We start from the raw sequence: 21,974 nt of genomic DNA, 5'->3' as shown, positions 1-21,974 counted from the left end.
TGGCGACCGCATCGGCCCGAAAGTCGACTTTCGGAAAGCACGATGCGGCATCTAAGTGTTAGAGCGTACTTTGTGCGTCCAAGTGGACGCACGTCGCTCTACTGGACGCCGCCCTTTCCGCAATTGTCGTCAGCCGCCGATCGCGGCTTTGCGGGCTTCGACGATGACGCTGTAGAAGTCCGGCTTCACCGGAACGTAGCCGGTGAAATCGCCGCCTTCGATGGCCTCGAAGCAAGGCTTGTCCTTGGCCGGCAGGCTGGTGAAGAAGTTGGCGAGCTTGGCGCTCATATCGCCGCCGAGTGCGGTGCGCACGACCAGCGGGCCGTTCGGGATCGAGCCGGAGCGCCAGACCTCGACGAAATCGTTGGGGTCCACGGCGCCCTTGGCGACTTCCTTGTGGAGGGTGCCGGAGGTGTAGCCGTTCTTGAAGTCGCCGATGCCCGAGGAATCGTCAACCGCCACGTCGACCTTGCCGTCGCGAACCGCGAGAAGGTTGTTCTCGTGGCCGCCATTGAACTGAGTCGAGGCGAAGAAGGTTTCGTTCGAAGCGCCGGTGTCCTTCGGGATCTGGGTCAGCGGGATCAGGTAGCCGGAGGTCGAATCCGGGTCGGCATAGCCGAGCTTCTTGCCCTTGGCCGACTTGATGTCGGTGATGCCGGACGACTTCAGCGCAAGGCCGATCGAATAATAGCCGGTCGCGCCGTCGGTCTGCTGGGTGGTGAGGATCGGGGTCACGGCGTTCGGATCCTTGAGGTAGACGCTGGCATAGCCCGACGCGCCAAGCTCTGCGAAATCGAGCGTGCCGCCGAGCAGGCCCTGGATAACGCCGTCATAGTCGGCGGCCGGGAACAGCGAGACCTTCTCGAAGCCGAATTCGGACTTCAGGTGATCGGCGAGGCACTGAAAGTTGCGCAGCCGGTCCGCTTCGTTTTCACCGCCAAGGATGCCGATGCGGAATTCCTTGATATCCTGGGCGTGAGCGGCGCTTGCCGCGATGGCGAGCAATGAAACGGCGCCAAAAACCATCTTCCTGAACATTATCTCTCTCCTGTTGGTCCCGGCCTCGCGCCGGTAGCGTTCGAATTTTTTGACAGGTGCCTTTGACGCGGGCGGGCGATCAGGCCGTTCTCAATATCCCGGGAATGCGGGCTCGAGCGGTCCGGCGGATGCAGCGATTTTCTGTTTGATGGCGACACTGGTGGAGGTGATGGCCTCGGAGATTTCGCCGCCATTGCCGTCGGCGCCGTAGACCATGCGCACGGCCTCGCGGTTGAGGGCTTCAGGCGGGCCGTCGAAGACGACCTTGCCGGCGGCCATGCCGATGATGCGGTTGCAGTAGGTGCGGGCCGTATCCAGCGTATGCAGATTTGTGATGACGGTGATGCCCTCGCGCAAATTGATGTCCTGCAGCGAATCCATCACCACCTTGGCGTTGAGCGGATCGAGCGAGGCAATCGGCTCATCCGCCAGCAACACCTTCGGCTGCTGCATCATGGCGCGCGCAATCGCAACGCGCTGCTGCTGGCCGCCGGAAAGCGTGCCGGCCGGCTGCAGGGCGGTGCGGGCGATGTCGAGGCGCTCGAGGGCTGCAACCGCCTCGGCGCATTCACCGCGGGAGAACATGCCAAATAGGTTGGACACGGTCGAACGGTGATTGAGCCGGCCGAGCAGCACATTGGTCAGCACATCGAGGCGCGGCACCAGGTTGAACTGCTGGAAGATCATGGCGCAGTCGCGCTGCCATCGCCGGAGCGGTGAGCCGCGCAACCCGGAGACCTCGACGCCGTTGAACAGGATGGAGCCCTGGCTGGGATCGATGAGGCGGTTAATCATGCGCAGCAGCGTCGATTTGCCGGCGCCGGAGCGGCCAATGATGCCGACCATCTGGCCTTGCGGAATCGCGATGTGAACATTGCTGACGGCGGTGTTCTTGCCGAACCGGCGGGTGACGCCGCGGATTTCGAGCGTAGCTGACATGGTGCAGGCTCCAGTCCAATCGCAATTGAAGGTCTGTTTACCCTGGCTAGCGCAGCCGCATGAACCTGCGGTGTCGGAACGATGTCAGTTTTGTTACTGCCCACAGCCTGGAGCGGGGCGGGATCAACTCGGCGCGAGAAGCTCGAATGGTGAATGGTGATAAGAACGGCTTCCCTGAGCCTCGAAACCTGTCCGCTGCCCCCATTCACATTCACCATTCACCATTCACGACCCTCAGCCGCCATATTTCTCCAGAAACGCCTCCGCCGACAATTCCCGAAAATCGTCGAGCGCGGCGCGCAGCCTTGCATGGTCCCAGTCCCACCAGGCGAGCGCCTGGTAGCGCTCCGCGGTGCGGCGGTCGAAGCGTTCGCGGATCGGCTTGGCCGGTACGCCGGCGACGATGGTGTAGGGCGCGACGTCCTTCGACACCACCGCGCCGGCACCGACCGCCGCGCCATCGCCGACGGTGACGCCCGGCAGGATGGTCGAGCCGTGGCCGAGCCAGGTGTCGTGGCCGATGGTGACGCGTTTGGCGCGGCGCCTGGCGAAGAATTCGCTCTCGTGCTTGGCGTCGTCCCAATAATCCGAGGCGCGATAGGTGAAATGGTGCAGCGTCGGCCGCCAGGTCGGATGGTTGGTGGCGTTGATGCGCACGCTTGCGGCGATGTTGGCGAATTTGCCGATCGTTGCGCACCAGACGCCGCAGTCCTGCATCATGTAGGAATAGTCGCCGAGCGTGCTTTCCGAAACCCGGCAGCGCTCGGCGATCTCGGTCCAGCGGCCAAGCGTCGAGTTCTCGACTTCCGCCGTCTCGTGGATCAGCGGCGCCTCCGACAGTTTCCTGGTCATGCGGCGATTTTCCCGGCGGCAAAAGCCGTCACGTCGATGACGTGGTCGGCGACCGCCTCACGCACGTCGTGATCGTGGAAGATGCCGAGCAAAGCGACGCCCGCTGCCTTCTTGGCGGCGATCAGGGAAATCACCACATCGCGGTTCCTGGCGTCGAGCGAAGCGGTCGGCTCGTCGAGCAGCAGGATCGGATGCTCGGTGATGAAGCCGCGCGCGATGTTGACGCGCTGCTGTTCACCGCCGGAGAACGTCGCCGGCGGCAGCGCCCAGAGCTTCTCCGGCAGGTTGAGCTGCGCCAGCAAGGCGCGTGCCTTGCCGTGCGCGACCTCGCGCTCCTCGCCGCGCTCGACCAGCGGTTCGGCCACGACGTCGAGCGCAGAGACACGCGGCACGGTGCGCAGGAACTGGCTGACATAGCCGATGGTAAGCCGGCGCACGGCAAGCACGGTGCGCGGGCTGGCCGAGGCGAGATCGATGAGCCCGCCCTCGTGCTGGACGATGATCTGGCCTTCATCGGCGGCATAATTTCCGTAGAGCATTTTCAGGATCGAGCTCTTGCCGGCGCCGGACGGGCCGCCGAGCACGGCGCATTCGCCGGCCCTGATCGCGAACGAGACACGGGCGACCACCGGCAGTTTGATGCCGTCGCGCAGATGCATGGTGAAGCTCTTCGCGACATCGGAGACAACGAGCGGGGTTGCCATCAGAGGGTTCTCCAATCGTCATTCGTCTGCGGGCCAACACCCCCCTCTGGCCTGCCGGCCATCTCTCCCTCAAGGGGGGAGATTGGCTGTCGCATTCGGTTTCGCCATTCTCCTGTGTCGCAGAACGGGCGGGACATAAAAGCTGCTGATCTCCCCCCTTGAGGGGGTGATGGCCGGAAGGCCAGAGGGGGGTACGCCGGAGCAATCATCGTCACACCTGCAGAATCGAGGAGACAAGCAACTGGGTATAAGGCGCGCGCGGATCGTCGAGGACGCGGTCGGTGAGGCCGCTTTCGACGACGCGGCCGTCCTTCATCACCATCATGCGCTGCGACAACAGCCGCGCCACGGCGAGATCGTGGGTGACGACGATGGCGGCCAGGCCGAGATCGGTGACCAGGCCGCGCAACAGATCGAGCAGGCGCGCCTGCACCGAGACGTCGAGGCCGCCGGTTGGCTCATCCATGAACACCAGCCGCGGCCCGGTGACGAGGTTGCGGGCGATCTGCAGGCGCTGGCGCATGCCTCCGGAAAAGGCGCGCGGCTCGTCGTCGATGCGGTCTTCGTCGATCGCGACACGAGACAACCAGTCGACCGCCGTTGCGCGGATCCTGCCATAGTGACGGTCGCCGACCGCCATCAGCCGCTCGCCGACATTGGCGCCGGCCGACACCGTCATGCGCAGCCCGTCGGCCGGGTTCTGATGGACAAAACCCCAATCGGTGCGCATCAGGAAGCGGCGCTCGGCCTCGCTCATGCGGTAGAGTTCGCGAAACTGGCCGTCGCGCATCCGGTAGCTGGCGGTGCCGGAGCTGGGCAGCAGTCGAGTTGACAGGCAGTTGAGCAAAGTCGTCTTGCCGGAACCGGATTCGCCGACCACCGCCAGCACTTCGCCCGGCCAGAGGTCAAAAGTGACGTTCTCGCAGCCGACGCGCGAGCCGTAGAATTTGGACAGTGCCGAAACGCGCAGCAGCGGTTCGTCGATCATTGCGCCGGCTCCGTTTTTCCTGGGGCAAGATGGGTCTCGGGCGCGAGATGGCCGCGGTGGCCTTCCGCGCGCCGCTTCTCGCAATGATCGGTATCGGAGCAGACGAACATGTGGCCGCCATGGTCGTCGAGGATGACCTCGTCGAGATAGACGTTCTCGGCCGCGCACAGCGCGCAGGGCTGGTCGAAGGTCTGCACCTCGAACGGATGGTCCTCGAAATCGAGGCTGACCACATCGGTGAAGGGCGGCAGCGCGTAGATGCGCTTTTCGCGGCCGGCGCCGAACAATTGCAAAGCCGGCGAACGGTGCATCTTCGGATTGTCGAATTTCGGCGTCGGCGAGGGATCCATCACATAGCGGCCCTCAACCTTGACCGGGTAGGCGTAGGTGGTGGCGATGCGGCCGTGCCTGGCGATGTCCTCGTAGAGCTTCACATGTATAAGGCCGTATTCCTCCAGCGCATGCATTTTGCGCGTCTCCGTTTCCCGCGGCTCGAGGAAGCGCAGCGGCTCGGGGATGGGCACCTGGTAGACCAGCACCTGACCGGCACTCAGCGGATATTCAGGGATGCGGTGGCGGGTCTGGATGATGGTCGCCTTCGCCGTCTCGGTGGTGACCGCGACATTGGCGACCTTCTTGAAGAAGGCGCGGATCGAGACGGCATTGGTGGTGTCGTCGGCGCCCTGGTCAATGACCTTGAGCACATCGTCCGGGCCAATGATCGAAGCGGTGACCTGGACGCCGCCGGTGCCCCAACCATAGGGCATCGGCATTTCGCGCGAGGCGAACGGCACCTGATAGCCAGGAATGGCGATGCCCTTGAGGATCGCCCGACGGATCATCCGCTTGGTCTGTTCGTCAAGATAGGCGAAGTTGTAGATGGCGATGTCGGTCATGGCGATCGCTTCCGCTCTGTGCTACCGAATTGAGTTCCAAGACACGGAAAAGGGGCTGGGCTCCGATGACCCCGACCGGATGGATGCGCCTCGGAATCCTGTTGCTGGTGTTCGTCGGGGTGGTTGCCTTTGTGCTTCGAAGAATGGTTCTTCCCGAGCCGAGGGAAGGCGCGCAAGGCGAGACCATTGGCGGCAGTAGCGGTTACGGCGGATCCGGAGGCCATTCCCCAGACGGGGAGGTCACGGTGGTGGAGCTAACTGAAGTCATTCCGCTGCCTGCCTCTTCTCTTCGCCCTTGCCGGCATTTTCGCGGGCGTCGTGCTCGGTGCGCATGCGGCGCACGAGGTCGAGCTCGGCCTGGAAGTCGACATAATGCGGCAGCTTCAGATGCTCGACGAAGCCGGTCGCCTGGACATTGTCGGAATGCGAGATGACGAACTCCTCGTCCTGCGCGGCGGCGATGACATCCTCACCCAACTCCGAGGCGCGCAGCGCGCGGTCGCATAGTGCCATGGCCATCGCCTTGCGCTCGCTCTGGCCGAAGACGAGGCCGTAGCCGCGGGTGAATTGCGGCGGCGCCTTGGCCGAGCCCTTGAACTGGTTGACCATCTGGCATTCGGTGACGCGGATGCTGCCGAGCGGCACGGCAAAGGGCAGTTCCGGCACGTCCAGTTCCAGTTCGACCTCGCCGATGCGAACCTCGCCGACGAAGGGATGGTTGCGCGCGTAGCCGCGCTGGGTGGAATAGCCGAGCGCCAGCAGAAATCCCTCGTCGCCGCGCGACAGCGCCTGCAGTCGGATGTCGCGCGCCATCGGGAATTCGAGCGGCTCGCGGGTGATGTCGCCGGGGGTATGATCCCCAAGCATGTCGCCGTCGGGCTCGATCAGGCCTTCGCGGGCGAGGATGGCCGAGACGCGCGGCATCGCCTCCGCTTCGCCTGCACGCTGTTCCGGCTCGGCGACATCGCCGCCGGTAGCAAGTTCGGGATCGAGCAGCCGGTGGGTGTAGTCGAAAGTCGGGCCGAGCAACTGGCCGCCGGGCAGATCCTTGTAGGTCGCCGACACCCGCCGCTCGACCAGCATCGTGCCGGTGTCGATCGCCCTGGTGTAGCCGAAACGCGGCAGCGTGGTGCGATAGGCGCGAACCAGGAAGATCGCCTCGATCATGTCGCCGCGCGCCTGGACGATGGCGAGTGCCGCCAATTCCCTGTCGTAGAGCGAACCTTCGCTCATCACCCGGTCGACGCCGAGCGCCAGTTGCTCGACGATCTGGTCGAGACGAAGTGCGGGCACCGAACGGTCGCCGCGCCGGCGGTCGGCGAGCAGTTTGTGAGCATTGCGAATGGCCGTCTCGCCACCCTTTACCGCAACATACATGCTACGCCTCCATGGATCTTGATGCGCGTCGTGCGCGGCAGGCAGGCAACGCCGTCAGGGGTGGCGAGGACGATGTCGACACCGCGGGGAAAGCGCTGGTTGTTCTGCTTCCATTGTTCGACGAAATGGCGTGGCATTTGCGCCGGCGCGATCGTCGCAGTCTTCTCGATGCCCGGGCCTTCGAGCAGCAGCGGAGCGCCGGAGATGAGATCGCCGACCTCGAGGATCAGCGTCGTCGAACGATCGGGATAATCCTGGGTGCCTTGCGAAAACCCGTCGAGCGCCATCATCTCGGCCGGCGTGGCGATCAGCGCGAAATGCGCGTCGGCCGGGGTGTTGGCCAGCGGCGCGCCGGTATGGAAGCCAAGCCAGGATTTCACCGCCGACGCCTGCAAAGCCGGGTCGAGCCAGAGCGGCGTGTCGTTGTCGCACAGCGTCAGCGCAACGGCGCCGGCGGTGGCCGACAGCGGCGCCGGGGGGTGGGCGAGGGCCGGCAGCGGCTGCACGCTGCCCGGCCGCGCCATCGCATCCATGACGGCGCGGAATACAGTCTGCGCGTTGAATACCGGATCGGCGAAGCCGCCTTCAATAGATTGAGTGGCGATATCCATCAGTCTTCTCCGCGCACCATGGTGAAGAAATCGACCTTGGTCGCCGCCGTCTCGGCGCGGAGCTGTTCACGCGCCTTGGCCAGTGCCGCTTGCAAGGGCGCAACGATCCTGATCTCGACCTCATTGCGGTGGGCCGGGTCTTGCCACAGCGCATCGGCGATTGCCGCCAGCCTTGCCTTCTGCTTGTCGCGGCCGAGCGCGTAGCAGTGGCCGACATGGCCGGACGCAAGCCGCACCGTGGCACGGGTGACCGTCGCCTCGCCGACATTGAAAGGGGCACCACCGCCGCCGATGCGGCCGCGTACCGTAACCAGGCCGGTTTCGGGGCCACGCAGAAGTTCCGCTTCGCAAGGCAGGCCGGCTTCGTCCCAGAGGCGGACGATGTCGTCGCCGGCCGATTGCGCCAGCGTCGCCATCACGGCCTTGCGCTCCGCCTGCTCTCGCGCTTCCCGTCCTCGCATGGCCGGTGCTCCTCGTCTGCGTTCATTTGTCTATTGATATAGACAACTATACAAATTATATCCACTATCTAGCGTGTGTCCATGACGGGCACGTGACACGGGCCAAAAGATCGGCGCGAGGAATTGGGGCGGGAGATGATCGGACAAGCCAACAGCATCGAGCGGCGCAGCGGTGTCGCGCTGTGGCGGCAGATCGCCGACCAGATACTGCATTCGATCGCCGCCGGCGATTTTCCCGAGAATGCCGCGCTGCCGCCGGAGATCGCGTTGGCCGGACGCTATGGCGTCAACCGCCACACGGTGCGTAGCGCTATCGCAGCGCTGGTGCAGGAGGGTGTGCTCAGGGCGGAGCAGGGGCGCGGCACCTTCGTGCTGTCGCGCAAGCGGCTGTCTTATCCGATCGGCGCCCGCACCCGCTTTTCCGAGGGATTGCAAGGACAGGCGTCCGAGCGGCATATCACCTTGCTCGCGTCATCGATCGAGCCGGCCAACCGTCGTGTCGCAGAGGGCTTAGGCCTTGCGACGGGGGCCGATGTGATACGCCTGGAAACGCGCGGCGAAGCCGATGGAATGCCGGTGTCCCGCGCGGCCGGCTGGTTCGATGCCAGGCGCTTTGCCGGCATCGATGCCGCCATGGCGGAAACCGGTTCGATCACCGCATCGCTGGCACGTTTCGGCATCGACGACTATCTCAGGCAATCGACCGTGCTGTCGGCGCGCCATGCCGATGCCGCCGACCTTGCGGACCTCGAGCTGCAGCCCGGCGCCATCGTGCTGGTGACGGTCGCCGTCAACGTCACGCCCGACGGTCAGCCGATACAGTTTTCGGAGTCGCGCTTCCCGGCCGAGCGGATCGAGCTCAAATTGTCGGCGCTCTGAGATGCGGCAGCCCTGGCATCATCCGACTTGAATGACGGCCTTGATCAGGCCGGACTTCTCATGCGCCCAGCGGGCGAGGTCGTGCGGCGTCTCGCCAAGCGTGGTGCGGTGGGTGACCAGCTTTGCCAGCGGCAGCGCGCCGTTGCGGATCGAGGCGGCGACATGATCGAAATCGGCACGCAGGGCGTTGCGGCTGCCGATCAGCATCATCTCGCGCTTGTGGAATTCGGGATCGGAAAAGGCGATGTCGTCCTTGACGACGCTGACCAGGACCAGCGCCCCGCCGTGCGCGACATGAGCGAAGGCCGACTGCACAGACCGGGTGTTGCCGGTGGCATCGAAAACCACGTCGAAGCCGTCGCCGCCGGTTGCTTCCCGCACCAGGTCGGCAGCAGCGCCCCGCGAGCCGTCGAGCGTCGCGAAGCCGAGTTCGCTTTCGGCAAAGCCAAGCCGTTCAGCGCTCATGTCGAGCAGCGTCACATCGAGCCCGGCGATGCGGGCGAACAGCGCCGTGCCGAGCCCGATCGGGCCGGCGCCGATGACCAGCGTGCGCGCACCTGGATCAGCCAGCGAGCGCCGCACGGCATGGGCGCCGATCGCCAGGAATTCGACGGCGGCAGCATCGGCCAGCGACAAGCCGTTTGCCGGATAAAGATTTTGCGCCGGCACCAGGATCTGCTCGCACATCGCGCCGTCGCGGTGGACGCCGAGCACCTCGATCATGACACAGCAATTCGGCTTGCCTTGCCGGCAGGCGATGCATTTGCCGCAGGCGAGATAGGGATTGACGACCACCGCTTCGCCGACGGCGAGATCGACGCCCTCGCCAACCTCGATCACGGTGCCGGAAACCTCGTGGCCCATGATGCGGGGATAGGCGAGGAACGGGTGCTTGCCTTCGAAGATGTGATAGTCGGTGCCGCAGATGCCGACATGGCTGACGGCGACCAGCGCCCAGCCGGCGGGGGGCGCGCCAGGCGCCGGACGATTTTCGAGGACAAGTTCGCCGGGCGAGCGGCAGACGACGGCTTTCATGCTTCAATCCAGTCGGTTCATGGCACTGCCGGCCCTGCTGTGGCGAGGCCGGCGATTGTTGGGAGGCGGTCTATTTGCCGCGGCGGCGCAGCCCGTCGAAATAGACGATGACGATGATCAGCACGCCGGTGATGATGCGCTGCCAGAAGGCGTTGACGTTGAGCAGATTGGCGCCGTTGTTGATGGTGGCAAGGATGAAGGCGCCGAGCAGCGGTCCGTGCACGGAGCCGACAGCGCCGAACAGCGAGGTGCCGCCGATCACCGAGGAGGCGATCGCCTGCAATTCCCAGCCCTCGGCCTGCGTCGGATTGCCGATGCCGATGCGCGAGGCAAGCAGCACGCCGACGAAGGCCGCGCACAGGCCCGACAGCGTGTAGGCCATGTAGATGGTGCGCTGGACGTTGACGCCTGAGAGGCGCGACGCCTCGGCGTTGGAGCCGACCGAGAACAGATAGCGGCCCCAGCGGCTGTGGTGCAGGAAGATGTAGGCTGGGATGCCGACCAGGATCACCATCCAGAACAGATTGGGGACGCCGGCGAAGGAACTGCGCGAGAACGTCTGGAAGGCGTCGTTGTTGATCGAGATCGAGTTGCCATTGGTCATCAACAGACCGATCCCGCGCAGCGAGGTCAGCGTTGCCAGGGTGATGATAAAGGGCGGCAGGCCCATCTTGACGATGCCGAAGCCATGGAACATGCCGATGGCGACGCCGACCAGCAAGGTGATCAGGATGGCGAGGAAAACCGGTGTCCCGGCGTTGATCAGCATCGCGACGATGACAGTGGCGAAGCCGACCACGGCGCCGACGGAAAGATCGATGCCGCCGGTGATGATGACGAAGGTCTGGCCGACCGCCAGGATGGCGATCATCGACCCTTGCCGCAACAGGTTCGAGATGTTGTTGGCCGAGGCGAAGCTCGGCGTCGCCACCGACAGGATGATCCATAAAAGAACCAGCAGCGCCAGCAGTGTCAGCCCGAACAGGGCGTTGTAGTTGCGTTTCGGCCTTTCGGCAGCGATCGCCTCGGTGCTCATATCCGTCCTCCCGGTTTTTCTTGTTTCTCGGCCAGCGCCTGGGTGAGGATCTCCTCGTGGTCAGCGGTACGAAAGCCGTGCGTGGCCACCAGCTTGCCGCGCCGGAACACGTGCAGCGTGTCGGCGAGTTCATAAACCTCGGGCAGGTAGGACGAGATCAGGATGATGCCGGCTCCCTTGGACAACAGCGCGCCGAACAGGCGGTAGATCTCGGCCTTGGTGCCGACGTCGACGCCGACAGTCGGCTCGTCGAAGATGAATAGCTTGGCGCCATGGGCGAGCCATTTGCCGATGACGATCTTCTGCTGGTTACCGCCGGACAGGCTGGAGGCCAGCGCGCCGCGCGTCGGCGTCTTGATGCGCAGGTCGGCGATCTGGCGATCGGCTTGCGCCTTTTCCTGCGCGCGGGAGATCAGCAGATTGCTGGAGATGCGCTTGTAGATCGGCAGATTGAGGTTGAGTCCGACCGGCAGGTTGAGGCAGAGGCCCTGGTCGCGGCGGCTTTCCGGGGCCAGCGCCATGCCGAGCCTGATCGCGTCATGTTCGGAATTGACTTTGACCTCCTTGCCCTCCCAGAGGATCTGGCCGGCCGATTTGCGGTGCCGGCCATAGAGCGTGGTGACGAACTCGCTGCGCCCGGCGCCGATCAGGCCGTAAAGGCCGACGATCTCGCCGGCGCGGACGGACATCGAGACATTTTCGAAACCCTTGCCGGACAGGTTCCTGGTTTCGACGATGGTCGCGCCGGGGGTGAAATGCTCCTTGTGGTAGACCTGCTCGATCGAGCGGTTGATCATCATCTTGACCAGCTCGGCGTCATTGGTCTCGGCAATGTTCCTGGTGCCGACCAGCGTGCCGTCGCGCAGCACCGAGACGCGGTCGGCGAGCTCGAACACTTCTTCCATGCGATGGCTGATGTAGATGATGGTGACGCCTTCGCCCTTCAGCCGGCGGATCAGCGTGAACAGCTGGTCGGCCTCCTTGCGGGTAAGATAGGCGGTCGGCTCGTCGAAGATCAGGAATTTGGTGCCGCGCACCGTGGCGCGGGCGGCGGCGATCAACTGCTGCTGGCCGATGGTCAGGTCACCCAGCATGACATGCGCCGGCAGGTCGAAGCCGAGATCGTCGATGATCTTCTGCGCCTGCCTGACCATCGCCCGCTGCTGCAGGATGCCGAAGCGGGAATCCTCCTCGCCGAGGAACATGTTGGCGGCGACGGTGAGATGGCGGCATAGGACGACTTCCTGATGCACGGCATTGATGCCGAGCGCCATCGCCTCATGCGGCGTTGCCAATGCGGCAGGCTTGCCCTCCCAGATGACGTCGCCGGAGGTGCGCGGCATGACGCCGGTCAGAAGCTTGATCAGGGTGGATTTGCCCGCGCCGTTCTCGCCGACGATGGCGTGGATCTCGCCGGCCTTGAAGGCGAGATCGACCGGCTTCAGCGCATGGGTGCCGGGATAGCGCTTTTCCAGCCCGCGGAGTTCGAGGATGGTCCTGCCCGGTTCGAGCGTTGGGGCCGGATGGAGTTCCTGCGCCGTCGACATCATGACAATCCTCCCAGATTGGCCCCCAAAGATTGGCCTCGCGATTGGCACGAGTGGGATGTTTCCGGGGCGAAAAGGCCCCGGAAACAGTTCACCTGAGGCTATGCTCAGTCGAGCTTCGGGTTGAGCAGCGCGTCGATCTTCGGATCCTTCATGTTGGCCTTGGTGACCAAATTGGCGCCCGTGTCGACATTGGCCTCGACCTTCTCGCCCTTCGAGGCGGCGAGCGCCGTCTTGATGCCGTCATAGCCCATCCGGTACGGATCCTGGACGACGAGAGCCGAAATGACGCCGTCGTTGAGGAACTTGATCAGCTTCTCGTCGCTGTCGAAACCGACCAGCCCGACCTTGCCGGCAAGACTGTTCTCGGCGATCGCCTGGCCGACGCCCTGCGCCATGATCAGGTTGGAGGCGAAGATGCCCTTGAGGTTGGGGTTGGCGGTGATCAGGTCGGTGGCGATGTTGAGGCCGGTGGTGGCCTGGCCGTCGGCGTATTTGTCGGCGACCAGCTTGAGGCCCGGATATTTGGCAGCGAGCTGTTCCTTAAAACCCTGGGCGCGCTGTTCGAGCGAGCCGGCGCCCGGAAGCGCGGTGATCAGGGCGACGTCGCCCTCGACCTTGCCGCCATTGGCTTCGCCGATGGCTGCGGCAAGGCCGTCAGCGGCAACGCGGCCGCCCTGGATGTTGTCGGTGGTCAGGAACGAGGTGAAGGCCTTGGAGTCGGCGCCAGAGTCGATACCGATGATCTTGACCTTGGTGGCGGCCTCGTCGATCGGCTTGCCGAGCGCCTTGGCTTCGGTCGGCGCAATGACGACGGCCGCCGGGTTGCCGGCGACGGCATTTTCAAGGATCGAGATCTGGCCGTTGACGTCGGTCTCGGCCTGGGCGCCGAGCTCCGGCACGTTGACGCCGAGGTCCTTGCCGGCCTTGCGGGCTCCCGCCAGAACGATCTGCCAGTAGAAGGACGTGGTGTCCTTGACGATGATCGGGATGGTCACGTCGGCCGCGGATGCCGGCGCCGAATGCATCACGCCGGCAAGCATCGAGGCGGCTGCAAGTGCCACGAAGGCGCGGCGATTGAGAATGCTGGTCACGAATTTCATTAGGAGTCCTCCCTAAGTCGCCCGGTGAATGTTACGGAAGCTCCATTCGGATGGCGCGGCCCAAACGGAACTTTATCAATAAAAAACATTTACCGCATTTTGATAGTGCATCACCTCGGTCGGCGCAAGCGATGTTTGATGGCCGCTCGAATGGCAGCTTGCCCCCTTGGAACTCCGCTGCCAATCTCCTCCAATATGTCGCATGGAATATTAATTCCACCACCCAGTCAATATGGAATGTTCATTCTTTTTCGGGGTGCACGAACTGTGACACCTGGCAATCACGTCAGGTGTTTGCGACTGGCTTAGAGCGTCGCTCCGAGGTGCCACGGCACGAACTCGTTGTCGCCGTAGCCGAACTCTTCGCTCTTGGTCTTGCGGCCCGAAGCCGTCTCGACGATCAGTTCGAAGATCTCGCGGCCCATGCCGGCGATGGTCTTTTCGCCCGAGGCGATGACGCCGCAATTCACGTCCATGTCCTCTTCCATGGTGTGGTACATGGTCGAGTTGCTGGCGACCTTGATCGACGGCGTCGGCCGGCAGCCGAAGCAGGAGCCGCGGCCTGTGGTGAAGACGATGACGTTGGCGCCGCCCGCCACCTGGCCGGTGGCCGAGACCGGGTCGTAGCCGGGCGTGTCCATGAACACCAGCCCGTGCCCGGTGACCTTTTCGGCATAGCCGAAGACGCCGTTGAGCGGCGTCTGGCCGCCCTTGGCGACCGCGCCGAGCGACTTTTCCAGGATGGTGGTCAGGCCGCCGCGCTTGTTACCCGGTGAGGGATTGTTGTCGATCGATGCGCCATGCTTGGCGACGTGGTCTTCCCACCATTTCACATAACCGTCGAGCTTGGCGGCGATCTCGGGGGTTGCGGCGCGATAGGCGAGCAGGTGCTCGGCGCCATAGATCTCCGTCGTCTCGGAAAGGATGCCGATGCCGCCGACGCCGGCCAGGATGTCGACCGCGGCACCCAGCGCCGGATTGGCGGTGATGCCGGACATGCCGTCGGAGCCGCCGCATTGCAGGCCGACGACGATCTCGCTGACCGGGATCGGCTCACGCTGAAGCTTGCCGACCTCCTCGGCGATCTCGGCCAGCACGATCAACGCCTTCTCGACCGATTTGCGCGAGCCGCCGGCTTCCTGGATGTTGAAATGACGTTTTCCCGCGGCAACGCCCTTCTGGCCGTAGAGGGTGAGCTGGTTGACCTCGCAGCCGAGCCCGACCATCAGCACGCCGCCGAAATTCGGGTGACGGGCGTAGCCGGCCAGCGTGCGGTGTAGCACCATCATGCCGTCGCCGGTGGCGCTCATGCCGCAGCCCTGGCCGTGGACGATCGGGACGAAGCCGTCGATGCCGGGATATTGCGGCAGAAGGGTGCGGTTCGCGGCGTCGGCGATGGCATGGCAGACGGTGGCCGAGCAATTGACGCTGGCGAGAATGCCGACGAAGTTGCGCGTGCCGGCGCGGCCGTCGGCGCGGCGGTAGCCCATGAAGGTGCGGGCGCGGTCGGCCTCGGTCGCATGCACTGCCTCGCTCGGCGGCACCACCGGCAAACGCCCGCTTTCGAAGACCAGATTGTGCGAATGGACATGCTCGCCGGGCGCGATGTTTTGCGTGGCGCGGCCGATCGCCTGGGCGTATTTGACCACGGCCTCGCCGGCCGCAATCGGCTTGATCGCCACTTTGTGGCCCGGCTCGATCACTGCGGCGGCGACGGCGCCGCCCGGCAGCACGGTGCCGATCTCGATGCGGCCATTGGCGACCGCGACATTGTCGGCGGGAGACAGAAGAATGCTGTTTGCGGCGTTCACGGGAGCTTCCTGGGTGTGTTCCTGGGTGCGCGAGCGGATTGACACGCGGCTCTTAACATATAATGTCTTTTATCGTGAAAAAACATTTTTGCGTCAATTGTTTTTTCGCCAGAGCGCGACGCGTCTTTTGGATGCGAGAAGTAGGCTCTACAACCAAAACTAGCGTTGCGCATGATGTTTTCCGAAAAGGTACCGGTTTCATGCGCGAGAAACGCTTCACACTGGCCGCAAACGCCGATGCGCCACGGGGCAGGGGATGTCGAAGAGCAACAACGTTTACAAGGACGCCTATAATCGCGGTCTGAGGCTGCTCGACGAAACCAGGAGCCTGCCTTCGGAGCCGGAGCTGGGTACGCTGCTCGGCGTCAGCCGCACGACGGTCCGCACTATCCTTGCGCGCATGGAAGAAACCGGGCTGATCGATTGGAACAAGCGCAGCAAGACGGTCCTGCGCGAACCGCGACCGGACGATTTCTTCCCGGAGGAAGAAACCGACACGCTGGCCGAGATCATCGAGCGCTCCTTCATGCGGCGGCTGCTTGCCAGCGGTGCCGAAGCCGGCATGCAGATCAACGAGCTCGAACTGGCGCGTGAGATCGGCGTCGGCACCACCAGCGTGCGCGAATTCCTGATCCGCTTCTCGCGCTTCGGGCTGATCGAGAAGCGCCGCAACAGCCACTGGGTGCTGAAAGGCTTTACCCGCGCCTTCGCGCTGGAGTTGACCGAAATCCGCGAGATGTTCGAACTGCGCTCGGCCGCAGCCTTTGCCGCTCTGCCCGAGGACAGCCCGGTGTGGGCCGACCTCGACCGCCTGGAAGACGAGCATCACCGGCTGGAGCGCGAGATCGCCGTGCGCTTCAACGAATTCTCCGAGCTTGACGAGCGCTTTCACCGGCTGATCCATCGGGCGTCGCACAACCGCTTCATCGTCGATTTCTACGACGTCATCGCCATGATCTTCCACTACCACTACCAGTGGAACAAGGCGCAGGAGCGCGAGCGCAACGAAGTCGCGGTCCAGGAGCATCTCGCCTATATCGCCGCGCTCAAATCGCGCGATCTCGCCAAGGTCGACGCCGCCTGCCGCAAGCACCTGAAATCGGCCCGCCACACGCTGCTGACGTCCATTCCCGAGGGCAGGCAGCCGCAACGCGCGTGATTGTGTTGCGTTGCCGCAGCAGCGTTTTGGCGATTTTCCGGCCGCCGGCTCCGTGCTAGAGAGCTGACGTTGCTGCGTGAAGAGGCTGGTTCTTGACCATACGCCGGAGACGATGGAGCATGCCGGTCGCGTTCGCCGCGGCGTGGCTTTTCATGCTCCAGTCGATATTCGGCGCGTTTGCTTCCGGCGTCGCACCCAACGCCTCGCAATTCGATGCTTTCGGCAACACGATCTGCACCCATGACGGTGCGGCGCAACTCCCCGCCGGCGATCCGCATCAGCAGCACATGCCGGCTTGCTGCATGCTTGGCTGCAATCTCGTTTCGGCGGTCTACGCGTCGCTGGATGCAGCCGGGAGCCTGGCTCGCAGCCTTTCCATCGAAACCATCGCCTTTTTCCTGCCGGCCTTCCGGCATCGCGATTTCGCCCGCGCCCGCACTCCGTCCAATCCGCGTGCACCACCGGCGACGGCCTGATCCGTTCTGGTTCGCGCCGCGCAACGCTTTGCCGGCGCGTTTATCGACATCGTTCGCGGCCGGCCATCGGCGCGATCCCCCTTAAAGTCCACGGAGCAATCATGTCTCACTCTTTTCGCGCTGCCGCATCCAGCCGCAGTCTGGGTCGTTTCGAGCAGCGTCTCGGCGTCGCCCTTTGCGTTCTTGCCCTCCTGTTCGCCAGCGCCCAGACGGTGTTGGCACACGAGTTCAAGCTTGGCGATCTCGAGATCGGGCACCCGTGGTCGCGGGCCACGCCAGCCGGCGCCAAGGTGGCCGGCGGCTACTTCACCATCACCAACACAGGCAGTGCGGCGGATCGCCTGCTGTCGATCACCTCCGACATTTCGGCCAAGGCCGAACTGCACGAGATGGGCGTCAGCAATGGCGTCATGACGATGCGGCCGGTCACCGGCGGCCTCGAAATCCCGGCTGGCGGCAAGGTCGCGCTGGCGCCTAACGGCTATCATTTGATGTTCATGGATTTGAAGCGGCAGCCCAAGGAGGGCGAAACGTTCTCCGCCACGCTGACCTTCGAAAAAGCCGGGCCCGTGCAGATTGAATTCGCCGTGCAAGGCATCGGCAGCGCGGCGCCCCAGGACGACGACTGACTTGGCCGCTTCGAGAGGTACCGTCATGAAGAAATCTCTTTTGCCCGGCTGCGTGCTTCTTGTCCTCGGGACCAGCGCGGCCTTTGCCCACATCACGCTCGAAACGCCGGAGGCGGCGGTGGGCTCGACCTACAAGGCGGTTCTTCGGGTGCCGCATGGCTGCGAGGGCAAGGCGACGACCGCCGTGCGCGTGCAGATCCCGGAAGGGGTGCTTTCGGTCAAACCGATGCCGAAGCCGGGTTGGACGCTGCAGGTCAAGAACGGCAAATACGAGAAGTCCTACCAGCTCTACGGCCAGGCAGTGACCAACGGCGTCAAGGAGATCGACTGGAGCGCCGGCAGCCTGCCGGACGAGTTCTACGACGAATTCGTCTTTCGCGCGACGCTGGCGTCCGACCTGCCGGCAGGCCAGACGCTGCATTTCCCGGTGGTGCAGGAATGTGACGGCATTGCAGATCGCTGGATCGAAATTCCGGCGGCCGGGCAGGCTGAGGACTCGCTGGAATTTCCGGCGCCCGGCCTCAAGCTGCTGCCGAAGACGTGATCCTTACGCGGCGCGCTCTATCCGAAAGAGCGCGCCGCTGTCTTTGTGGCGGTGACATGAGCGCGGCATCCATCCTGCGAACGGCCTGCACAACCGGCCGGCTTGCCATCGGCCTGCTGGCTGCGATTGTGCTGCTTGCCACCATTGCCGCGCCAAACGCAGCCTTCGCCCATGCGGCGCTGATCAAGGTCGAGCCGGCTGACGGTGCGGTGCTGGCGCAGAGCCCGTCGCAGATGTCGCTGACCTTCAGCGAGCCGGTTTCGCCGCTGGTGCTGACGCTGGTGCGGCCCGACGGCACGGCGGTTCCGCTGACGTCCTTTCGGCTCAGCGGCCAGACCGTCGAGATGGACAATCCGCAGGCGCTCACGTCGGGCACACATGTGCTGAGCTGGCGGGTAATCTCCGCCGACGGGCATCCGGTCGGCGGCTCGGTGCTGTTCTCGGTCGGTGCATCGAGTGCTGCGCCGACCGTTGCCGAAGCCGTCGACCGGGGGCTTCGAACGGCGATTTGGATCGGCAAGGTTTTTCTATACATCGGCCTGTTTTTCGGGGTCGGCGGTGCCTTTGCGCAGGCCTGGTTGGCGCAAGGCGGGCGATCCGGCCGGAACATGATCGTCGCTGCGATCCTGTGCGGGTTGGCGGCGGCACCGCTGTCGCTCGGTTTCCAGGGGCTGGATGCACTCGGTGCGCCGCTCGCCCGGCTGGCGCAGCCGGTCACCTGGCAGACCGCGCTCGGTACCAGCTTTGGCTGGACGGTGCTGATCGCGCTGATGGCGCTCGGCCTGAGCCTATTATCGCTGGTCGTGCCGCCCGCCGACGCAAAGCCGCTGGCCTTGGCCGGACTGGTTGGCGTTGGCGCAGCACTTGCCGCCAGCGGGCATGCCAGTGCCGCCGAGCCGCAATGGCTGACAAGGCCGATGGTGTTTCTGCACGGCGTCGGCATTGCTGTCTGGGCCGGAGCGCTGACGCCGCTCGGTCTAGCCTTGAAACGGCAGCCGGCCGAAGCCGGGCCGTTGCTGCGCCGGTTTTCGCAAGCGATCCTGCCCGTCGTGGTCGCGCTTGCGGCAGCCGGCATCGTGCTCGCCGTCATCCAGGTGAAAACGCCGTCGGCGCTGGTCCACACTGCCTATGGCCGGCTGCTGCTGATCAAGCTGGTGCTGCTTGTCTTTCTGTTCACGCTCGCTGCCGTCAACCGCTTCAAGCTTACGGTCCCCGCCGAGGCGGGAAAGACGGAAGTCCAGAGGCGGCTGGCCCGCTCGATCGCCATCGAGGTGCTGATCGTGCTGGCGATCTTCGGCGTTGCCGCCGGCTGGCGCTTCACGCCGCCGCCGCGCGCGCTGGCGATCGCCGCGGCACAGCCGGCATCGGTGCATATCCACACGCTGCAAGCGATGGCTGATCTCAGCATTGCGCCCGGCCATGCCGGGCCTGTTGCCGCTTCGATCTTAATCATGACCGGCGATTTCGGCCCGCTCGACGCCAAGCAGGTAACGCTGGTGCTGTCAAAGCCCGATTCAGGCATCGAACCCATCAAGCGCCCGACGACGAGGCTTGGCGACGGCACCTGGCGCGTCGACGATCTCGTCATTCCGGTCGCCGGCCGGTGGACGGCGCGGCTCGATATCCTGGTCTCGGATTTCGAGATGGTGAAGATAGAGGCGCCGATCGACATCAGGCCGGAGTGACGTGCGGATATTCAGGTGATGCCGGCCTGCAAATGGCGGTATCCTGCGCTTCCGGTGCTCACGTACTTAAGTACGCTCCGCTCCGGTTCTCGGAAACCACCTGTTTGGTCGCTTACGCGCCCGTCTTCGGCTCCGGCTCGGCCTGACCTGCATCTCAACACGCCCCGGCTGCAAGACAATTCGGCGAGGCGGTTGACGCGGCCGCGAACCCCCGTCAATCATCGCCATCAAGAATGGGCGTCCAACCCAATCGCGGGCTCAAAGCAACAAGATCCGAAAGCAGGGAAGAAACGATGGAAAAAGCCGAAATAGGCCTGATCGGCCTTGGCACGATGGGCTCCAACCTGGCGCTCAATATCGCCGAGAAGGGGCACCGCATTGCCGTCTTCAATCGCACCGCGGCGCGCACCGATGCCTTTGTCGAAAATGCCGGCGCGCTCAGGGATAGGGTGGTGCCCTGCTACAGCCTCGAAGAACTGGCCGCCGCGATCCGGCCGCCGCGGCCGATCATCATCATGGTGCTGGCCGGCAAGCCGGTCGACGAGCAGATCGCGGCATTGCGCGGCGTGCTGTCGGCCAACGATATCGTCATCGACGCCGGCAACGCCAATTTCCGCGATACGATGCGGCGCTTCTCGGAGCTTACCGATTCGGGCCTGACCTTCATCGGCATGGGCGTTTCCGGCGGCGAGGAGGGCGCACGCCACGGTCCCTCGATCATGGTCGGCGGCACCGAAGAGTCCTGGAAGCGCGTCGAAAAGGTGCTGACCGCGATCTCGGCCAAGTTCAAGGGCGAGCCTTGCGCGGCGTGGCTTGGCACCGACGGCGCCGGCCATTTCGTCAAGACCATCCACAACGGCATCGAATATGCCGACATGCAGATGATCGCCGAGATCTACGGCATATTGCGCGACGGGCTCGGCATGGGGCCGAAAGCGATCGCTGAGGTGTTTTCCCAGTGGAACACGGGCAGGCTCAATTCGTACCTGATCGAGATCACCGCCAGGGTGCTGGCCGCCGACGATCCCAAGACCGGCAAACCGGCGGTCGACATCATTCTCGACCGCGCCGGCCAGAAAGGCACCGGCAAATGGTCGGTGATCGAGGCGCAGCAGCTCGGCATCCCGGCCACCGCAATCGAGGCGGCGGTGGCGGCCCGCGTGCTGTCATCGATCAAGGACGAGCGGCTTGCCGCCGAAAAGGTCTATGGCGGCGGCGTGAGCAAGATTTCCGGAGACAGGGACGCCCTGCTCGCCGATCTCGAGCTGGCTCTGTTTGCCGGCAAGATCGCCGCCTACGCGCAAGGATTCGCGGTGATGAGCGGCGCGTCGAAGGAATTCAACTGGAACCTGCCGATGCCGGTCATCGCCAAGATCTGGCGGGCCGGCTGCATCATCCGCTCGCAATTGCTGGATACGATGGCGGAGGCCTTCGGCGGCGGCGGCGCAGCCACCAACCTGTTGATGGCGCCGGCTTTCGTCTCATTGATGCAGGAGGCGCATCCGTCACTTCGCCGTGTCGTCGCAAGGGCGGCCGAAGCCGGCTCGCCGGTGCCGGCCCTGTCATCTGCACTTGCCTATTTCGACAGTTACCGGCAGGGCCGGGGCACCTCGAACCTGATCCAGGCGCAGCGCGATTTCTTCGGCGCGCACGGCTTCGAGCGCATCGATGGGCAGGGTGCGTTCCATGGCCCTTGGGGGAGCGGAGCGGGCGGTTAGCGCCTCCTTCGGCCGTTGAGGTCAGCGCTGCTGCTCGCCAAAAGCTGACATTCAGACCGCCGTAAAAAGGTGGAGGACAGCGATCTGCTTTAACTCCCCGACGGCATGACCGGTATCGTCACACGCCCAGTCAGCTTTTTCCATTGCTCGTTGTCAATGAGCGTCGAACGATCGACCCGTAGCCCCGAGCATCCGGGCAGAGACTTCAAGGTTTCCTTCACGACAGGGACCAAGGCTGGAGCGAGCCAAGGACTGAGTGTGACGCGAGTTATTGCATTCAGCTCAATCGGCACAGCATAGGCGGCGAGTTCCTTGTCATTGTCGATGTAGACCGCGCGATACTCACTCTCGTCGCCATACGGCCAGCGCTTCATGAACGGCAACCGCTCAAGGTCGACGTCCGCCATTTTGTTGACTTGGGTGATCAGTTGGTAGTCCACAATCGGCGGCGCACACCCTCCGCTCGACTGAAGGCCGAACGCAGTT

At 64.3% G+C, this 21,974-nt stretch carries 22 protein-coding genes; 7 read left to right on the top strand and 15 right to left on the bottom strand.

Annotated features, from left to right (window positions below):
- Positions 1-129 precede the first annotated feature (129 nt).
- The 9 genes from phnD to phnG all read right to left on the bottom strand — a co-directional run bounded on the left by phnD (position 130) and on the right by phnG (position 7,866).
- Positions 130-1,038, bottom strand: a complete 909-nt coding sequence (gene phnD / locus NKI24_RS01995) for a phosphonate ABC transporter substrate-binding protein (protein WP_352743038.1) — start codon at positions 1,036-1,038, stop codon at positions 130-132.
- A gap of 90 nt (positions 1,039-1,128) precedes the next feature.
- On the bottom strand, positions 1,129-1,977 hold the full coding sequence (gene phnC, locus NKI24_RS01990) for a phosphonate ABC transporter ATP-binding protein (protein ID WP_352448386.1): 849 nt from the start codon (positions 1,975-1,977) through the stop codon (positions 1,129-1,131).
- Between the two features lie 234 nt (positions 1,978-2,211).
- The gene (locus NKI24_RS01985; protein ID WP_352448385.1) at positions 2,212-2,829 is read right to left on the bottom strand and encodes a DapH/DapD/GlmU-related protein; all 618 of its coding nucleotides are present in this window, start codon (positions 2,827-2,829) and stop codon (positions 2,212-2,214) included.
- Positions 2,826-3,533, bottom strand: coding sequence for a phosphonate C-P lyase system protein PhnL (phnL, locus tag NKI24_RS01980; RefSeq protein ID WP_352448384.1), 708 nt, complete (start codon positions 3,531-3,533; stop codon positions 2,826-2,828). The genes NKI24_RS01985 and phnL overlap by 4 nt, the downstream gene beginning before the upstream one ends.
- A gap of 211 nt (positions 3,534-3,744) precedes the next feature.
- The gene (gene phnK, locus NKI24_RS01975) at positions 3,745-4,521 is read right to left on the bottom strand and encodes a phosphonate C-P lyase system protein PhnK (RefSeq protein ID WP_352743036.1); all 777 of its coding nucleotides are present in this window, start codon (positions 4,519-4,521) and stop codon (positions 3,745-3,747) included.
- Positions 4,518-5,417 (bottom strand): alpha-D-ribose 1-methylphosphonate 5-phosphate C-P-lyase PhnJ, encoded by a 900-nt coding sequence (locus NKI24_RS01970; RefSeq protein ID WP_352743034.1) that lies wholly within the window; start codon positions 5,415-5,417, stop codon positions 4,518-4,520. Before NKI24_RS01970 ends, phnK begins: the two co-directional genes overlap by 4 nt.
- A 264-nt stretch (positions 5,418-5,681) precedes the next feature.
- Entirely contained in the window at positions 5,682-6,794 is a 1,113-nt protein-coding gene (locus NKI24_RS01965; protein WP_352743032.1) for a carbon-phosphorus lyase complex subunit, read from the bottom strand.
- Positions 6,779-7,405, bottom strand: coding sequence for a phosphonate C-P lyase system protein PhnH (gene phnH / locus NKI24_RS01960; protein WP_352448380.1), 627 nt, complete (start codon positions 7,403-7,405; stop codon positions 6,779-6,781). Before phnH ends, NKI24_RS01965 begins: the two co-directional genes overlap by 16 nt.
- Positions 7,405-7,866 (bottom strand): phosphonate C-P lyase system protein PhnG, encoded by a 462-nt coding sequence (gene phnG, locus NKI24_RS01955; protein ID WP_352743029.1) that lies wholly within the window; start codon positions 7,864-7,866, stop codon positions 7,405-7,407. Before phnG ends, phnH begins: the two co-directional genes overlap by 1 nt.
- 135 nt (positions 7,867-8,001) lie before the next feature.
- Here phnG and phnF point away from each other — a divergent pair, with 135 nt between their 5' ends.
- Complete coding sequence (gene phnF / locus NKI24_RS01950; RefSeq protein WP_352448378.1) at positions 8,002-8,745, top strand: phosphonate metabolism transcriptional regulator PhnF; 744 nt, start codon at positions 8,002-8,004, stop codon at positions 8,743-8,745.
- Positions 8,746-8,763: 18 nt separating this feature from the next.
- Here phnF and NKI24_RS01945 read toward each other — a convergent pair whose 3' ends face one another.
- The 5 genes from NKI24_RS01945 to NKI24_RS01925 all read right to left on the bottom strand — a co-directional run bounded on the left by NKI24_RS01945 (position 8,764) and on the right by NKI24_RS01925 (position 15,277).
- On the bottom strand, positions 8,764-9,780 hold the full coding sequence (locus NKI24_RS01945) for a zinc-binding alcohol dehydrogenase family protein (protein ID WP_352743027.1): 1,017 nt from the start codon (positions 9,778-9,780) through the stop codon (positions 8,764-8,766).
- Between the two features lie 70 nt (positions 9,781-9,850).
- A complete protein-coding gene (locus tag NKI24_RS01940; RefSeq protein ID WP_352448376.1) occupies positions 9,851-10,816 on the bottom strand; it encodes an ABC transporter permease in 966 nt (321 codons plus the stop codon).
- Positions 10,813-12,366: a sugar ABC transporter ATP-binding protein gene (locus NKI24_RS01935; RefSeq protein ID WP_352456805.1), complete on the bottom strand. Its 1,554-nt coding sequence runs from the start codon at positions 12,364-12,366 to the stop codon at positions 10,813-10,815. The genes NKI24_RS01940 and NKI24_RS01935 overlap by 4 nt, the downstream gene beginning before the upstream one ends.
- Positions 12,367-12,470: 104 nt before the next feature.
- Positions 12,471-13,466 (bottom strand): ABC transporter substrate-binding protein, encoded by a 996-nt coding sequence (locus NKI24_RS01930; protein WP_292638478.1) that lies wholly within the window; start codon positions 13,464-13,466, stop codon positions 12,471-12,473.
- A 305-nt stretch (positions 13,467-13,771) separates the two neighbouring features.
- A complete protein-coding gene (locus NKI24_RS01925; RefSeq protein ID WP_352743024.1) occupies positions 13,772-15,277 on the bottom strand; it encodes a UxaA family hydrolase in 1,506 nt (501 codons plus the stop codon).
- A 256-nt stretch (positions 15,278-15,533) separates the two neighbouring features.
- On the opposite strand from NKI24_RS01925, the gene NKI24_RS01920 reads away from it, so the two are divergent.
- The 6 genes from NKI24_RS01920 (at position 15,534) to gnd (ending at position 21,488) form a co-directional block, all read left to right on the top strand.
- Positions 15,534-16,436, top strand: a complete 903-nt coding sequence (locus tag NKI24_RS01920) for a GntR family transcriptional regulator (protein ID WP_352448373.1) — start codon at positions 15,534-15,536, stop codon at positions 16,434-16,436.
- A gap of 119 nt (positions 16,437-16,555) precedes the next feature.
- The gene (locus tag NKI24_RS01915) at positions 16,556-16,912 is read left to right on the top strand and encodes a DUF2946 family protein (protein ID WP_352448372.1); all 357 of its coding nucleotides are present in this window, start codon (positions 16,556-16,558) and stop codon (positions 16,910-16,912) included.
- 101 nt (positions 16,913-17,013) lie between these two features.
- On the top strand, positions 17,014-17,541 hold the full coding sequence (locus tag NKI24_RS01910) for a copper chaperone PCu(A)C (RefSeq protein ID WP_352743021.1): 528 nt from the start codon (positions 17,014-17,016) through the stop codon (positions 17,539-17,541).
- Between the two features lie 25 nt (positions 17,542-17,566).
- The gene (locus NKI24_RS01905) at positions 17,567-18,085 is read left to right on the top strand and encodes a YcnI family copper-binding membrane protein (RefSeq protein WP_352743019.1); all 519 of its coding nucleotides are present in this window, start codon (positions 17,567-17,569) and stop codon (positions 18,083-18,085) included.
- A 56-nt stretch (positions 18,086-18,141) separates the two neighbouring features.
- Positions 18,142-19,770, top strand: coding sequence for a copper resistance CopC/CopD family protein (locus NKI24_RS01900; protein ID WP_352743017.1), 1,629 nt, complete (start codon positions 18,142-18,144; stop codon positions 19,768-19,770).
- Positions 19,771-20,063: 293 nt separating this feature from the next.
- Entirely contained in the window at positions 20,064-21,488 is a 1,425-nt protein-coding gene (gnd, locus tag NKI24_RS01895) for an NADP-dependent phosphogluconate dehydrogenase (RefSeq protein WP_352743015.1), read from the top strand.
- An 89-nt stretch (positions 21,489-21,577) separates the two neighbouring features.
- On the opposite strand, the gene NKI24_RS01890 is transcribed toward gnd, so the two are convergent.
- Positions 21,578-21,928 carry a hypothetical protein gene (locus NKI24_RS01890; protein ID WP_352743014.1) on the bottom strand — a complete coding sequence of 117 codons (351 nt, stop codon included), beginning with the start codon at positions 21,926-21,928 and terminating at the stop codon, positions 21,578-21,580.
- Positions 21,929-21,974: the final 46 nt, after the last annotated feature.

The sequence above is a fragment of the Mesorhizobium sp. M0701 genome, from assembly GCF_040320365.1.
In the GTDB taxonomy this organism is placed as follows: domain Bacteria; phylum Pseudomonadota; class Alphaproteobacteria; order Rhizobiales; family Rhizobiaceae; genus Mesorhizobium.
Note: the sequence above shows the minus strand (reverse complement) of the source record. Positions and strands in the feature narration are given on the sequence as shown.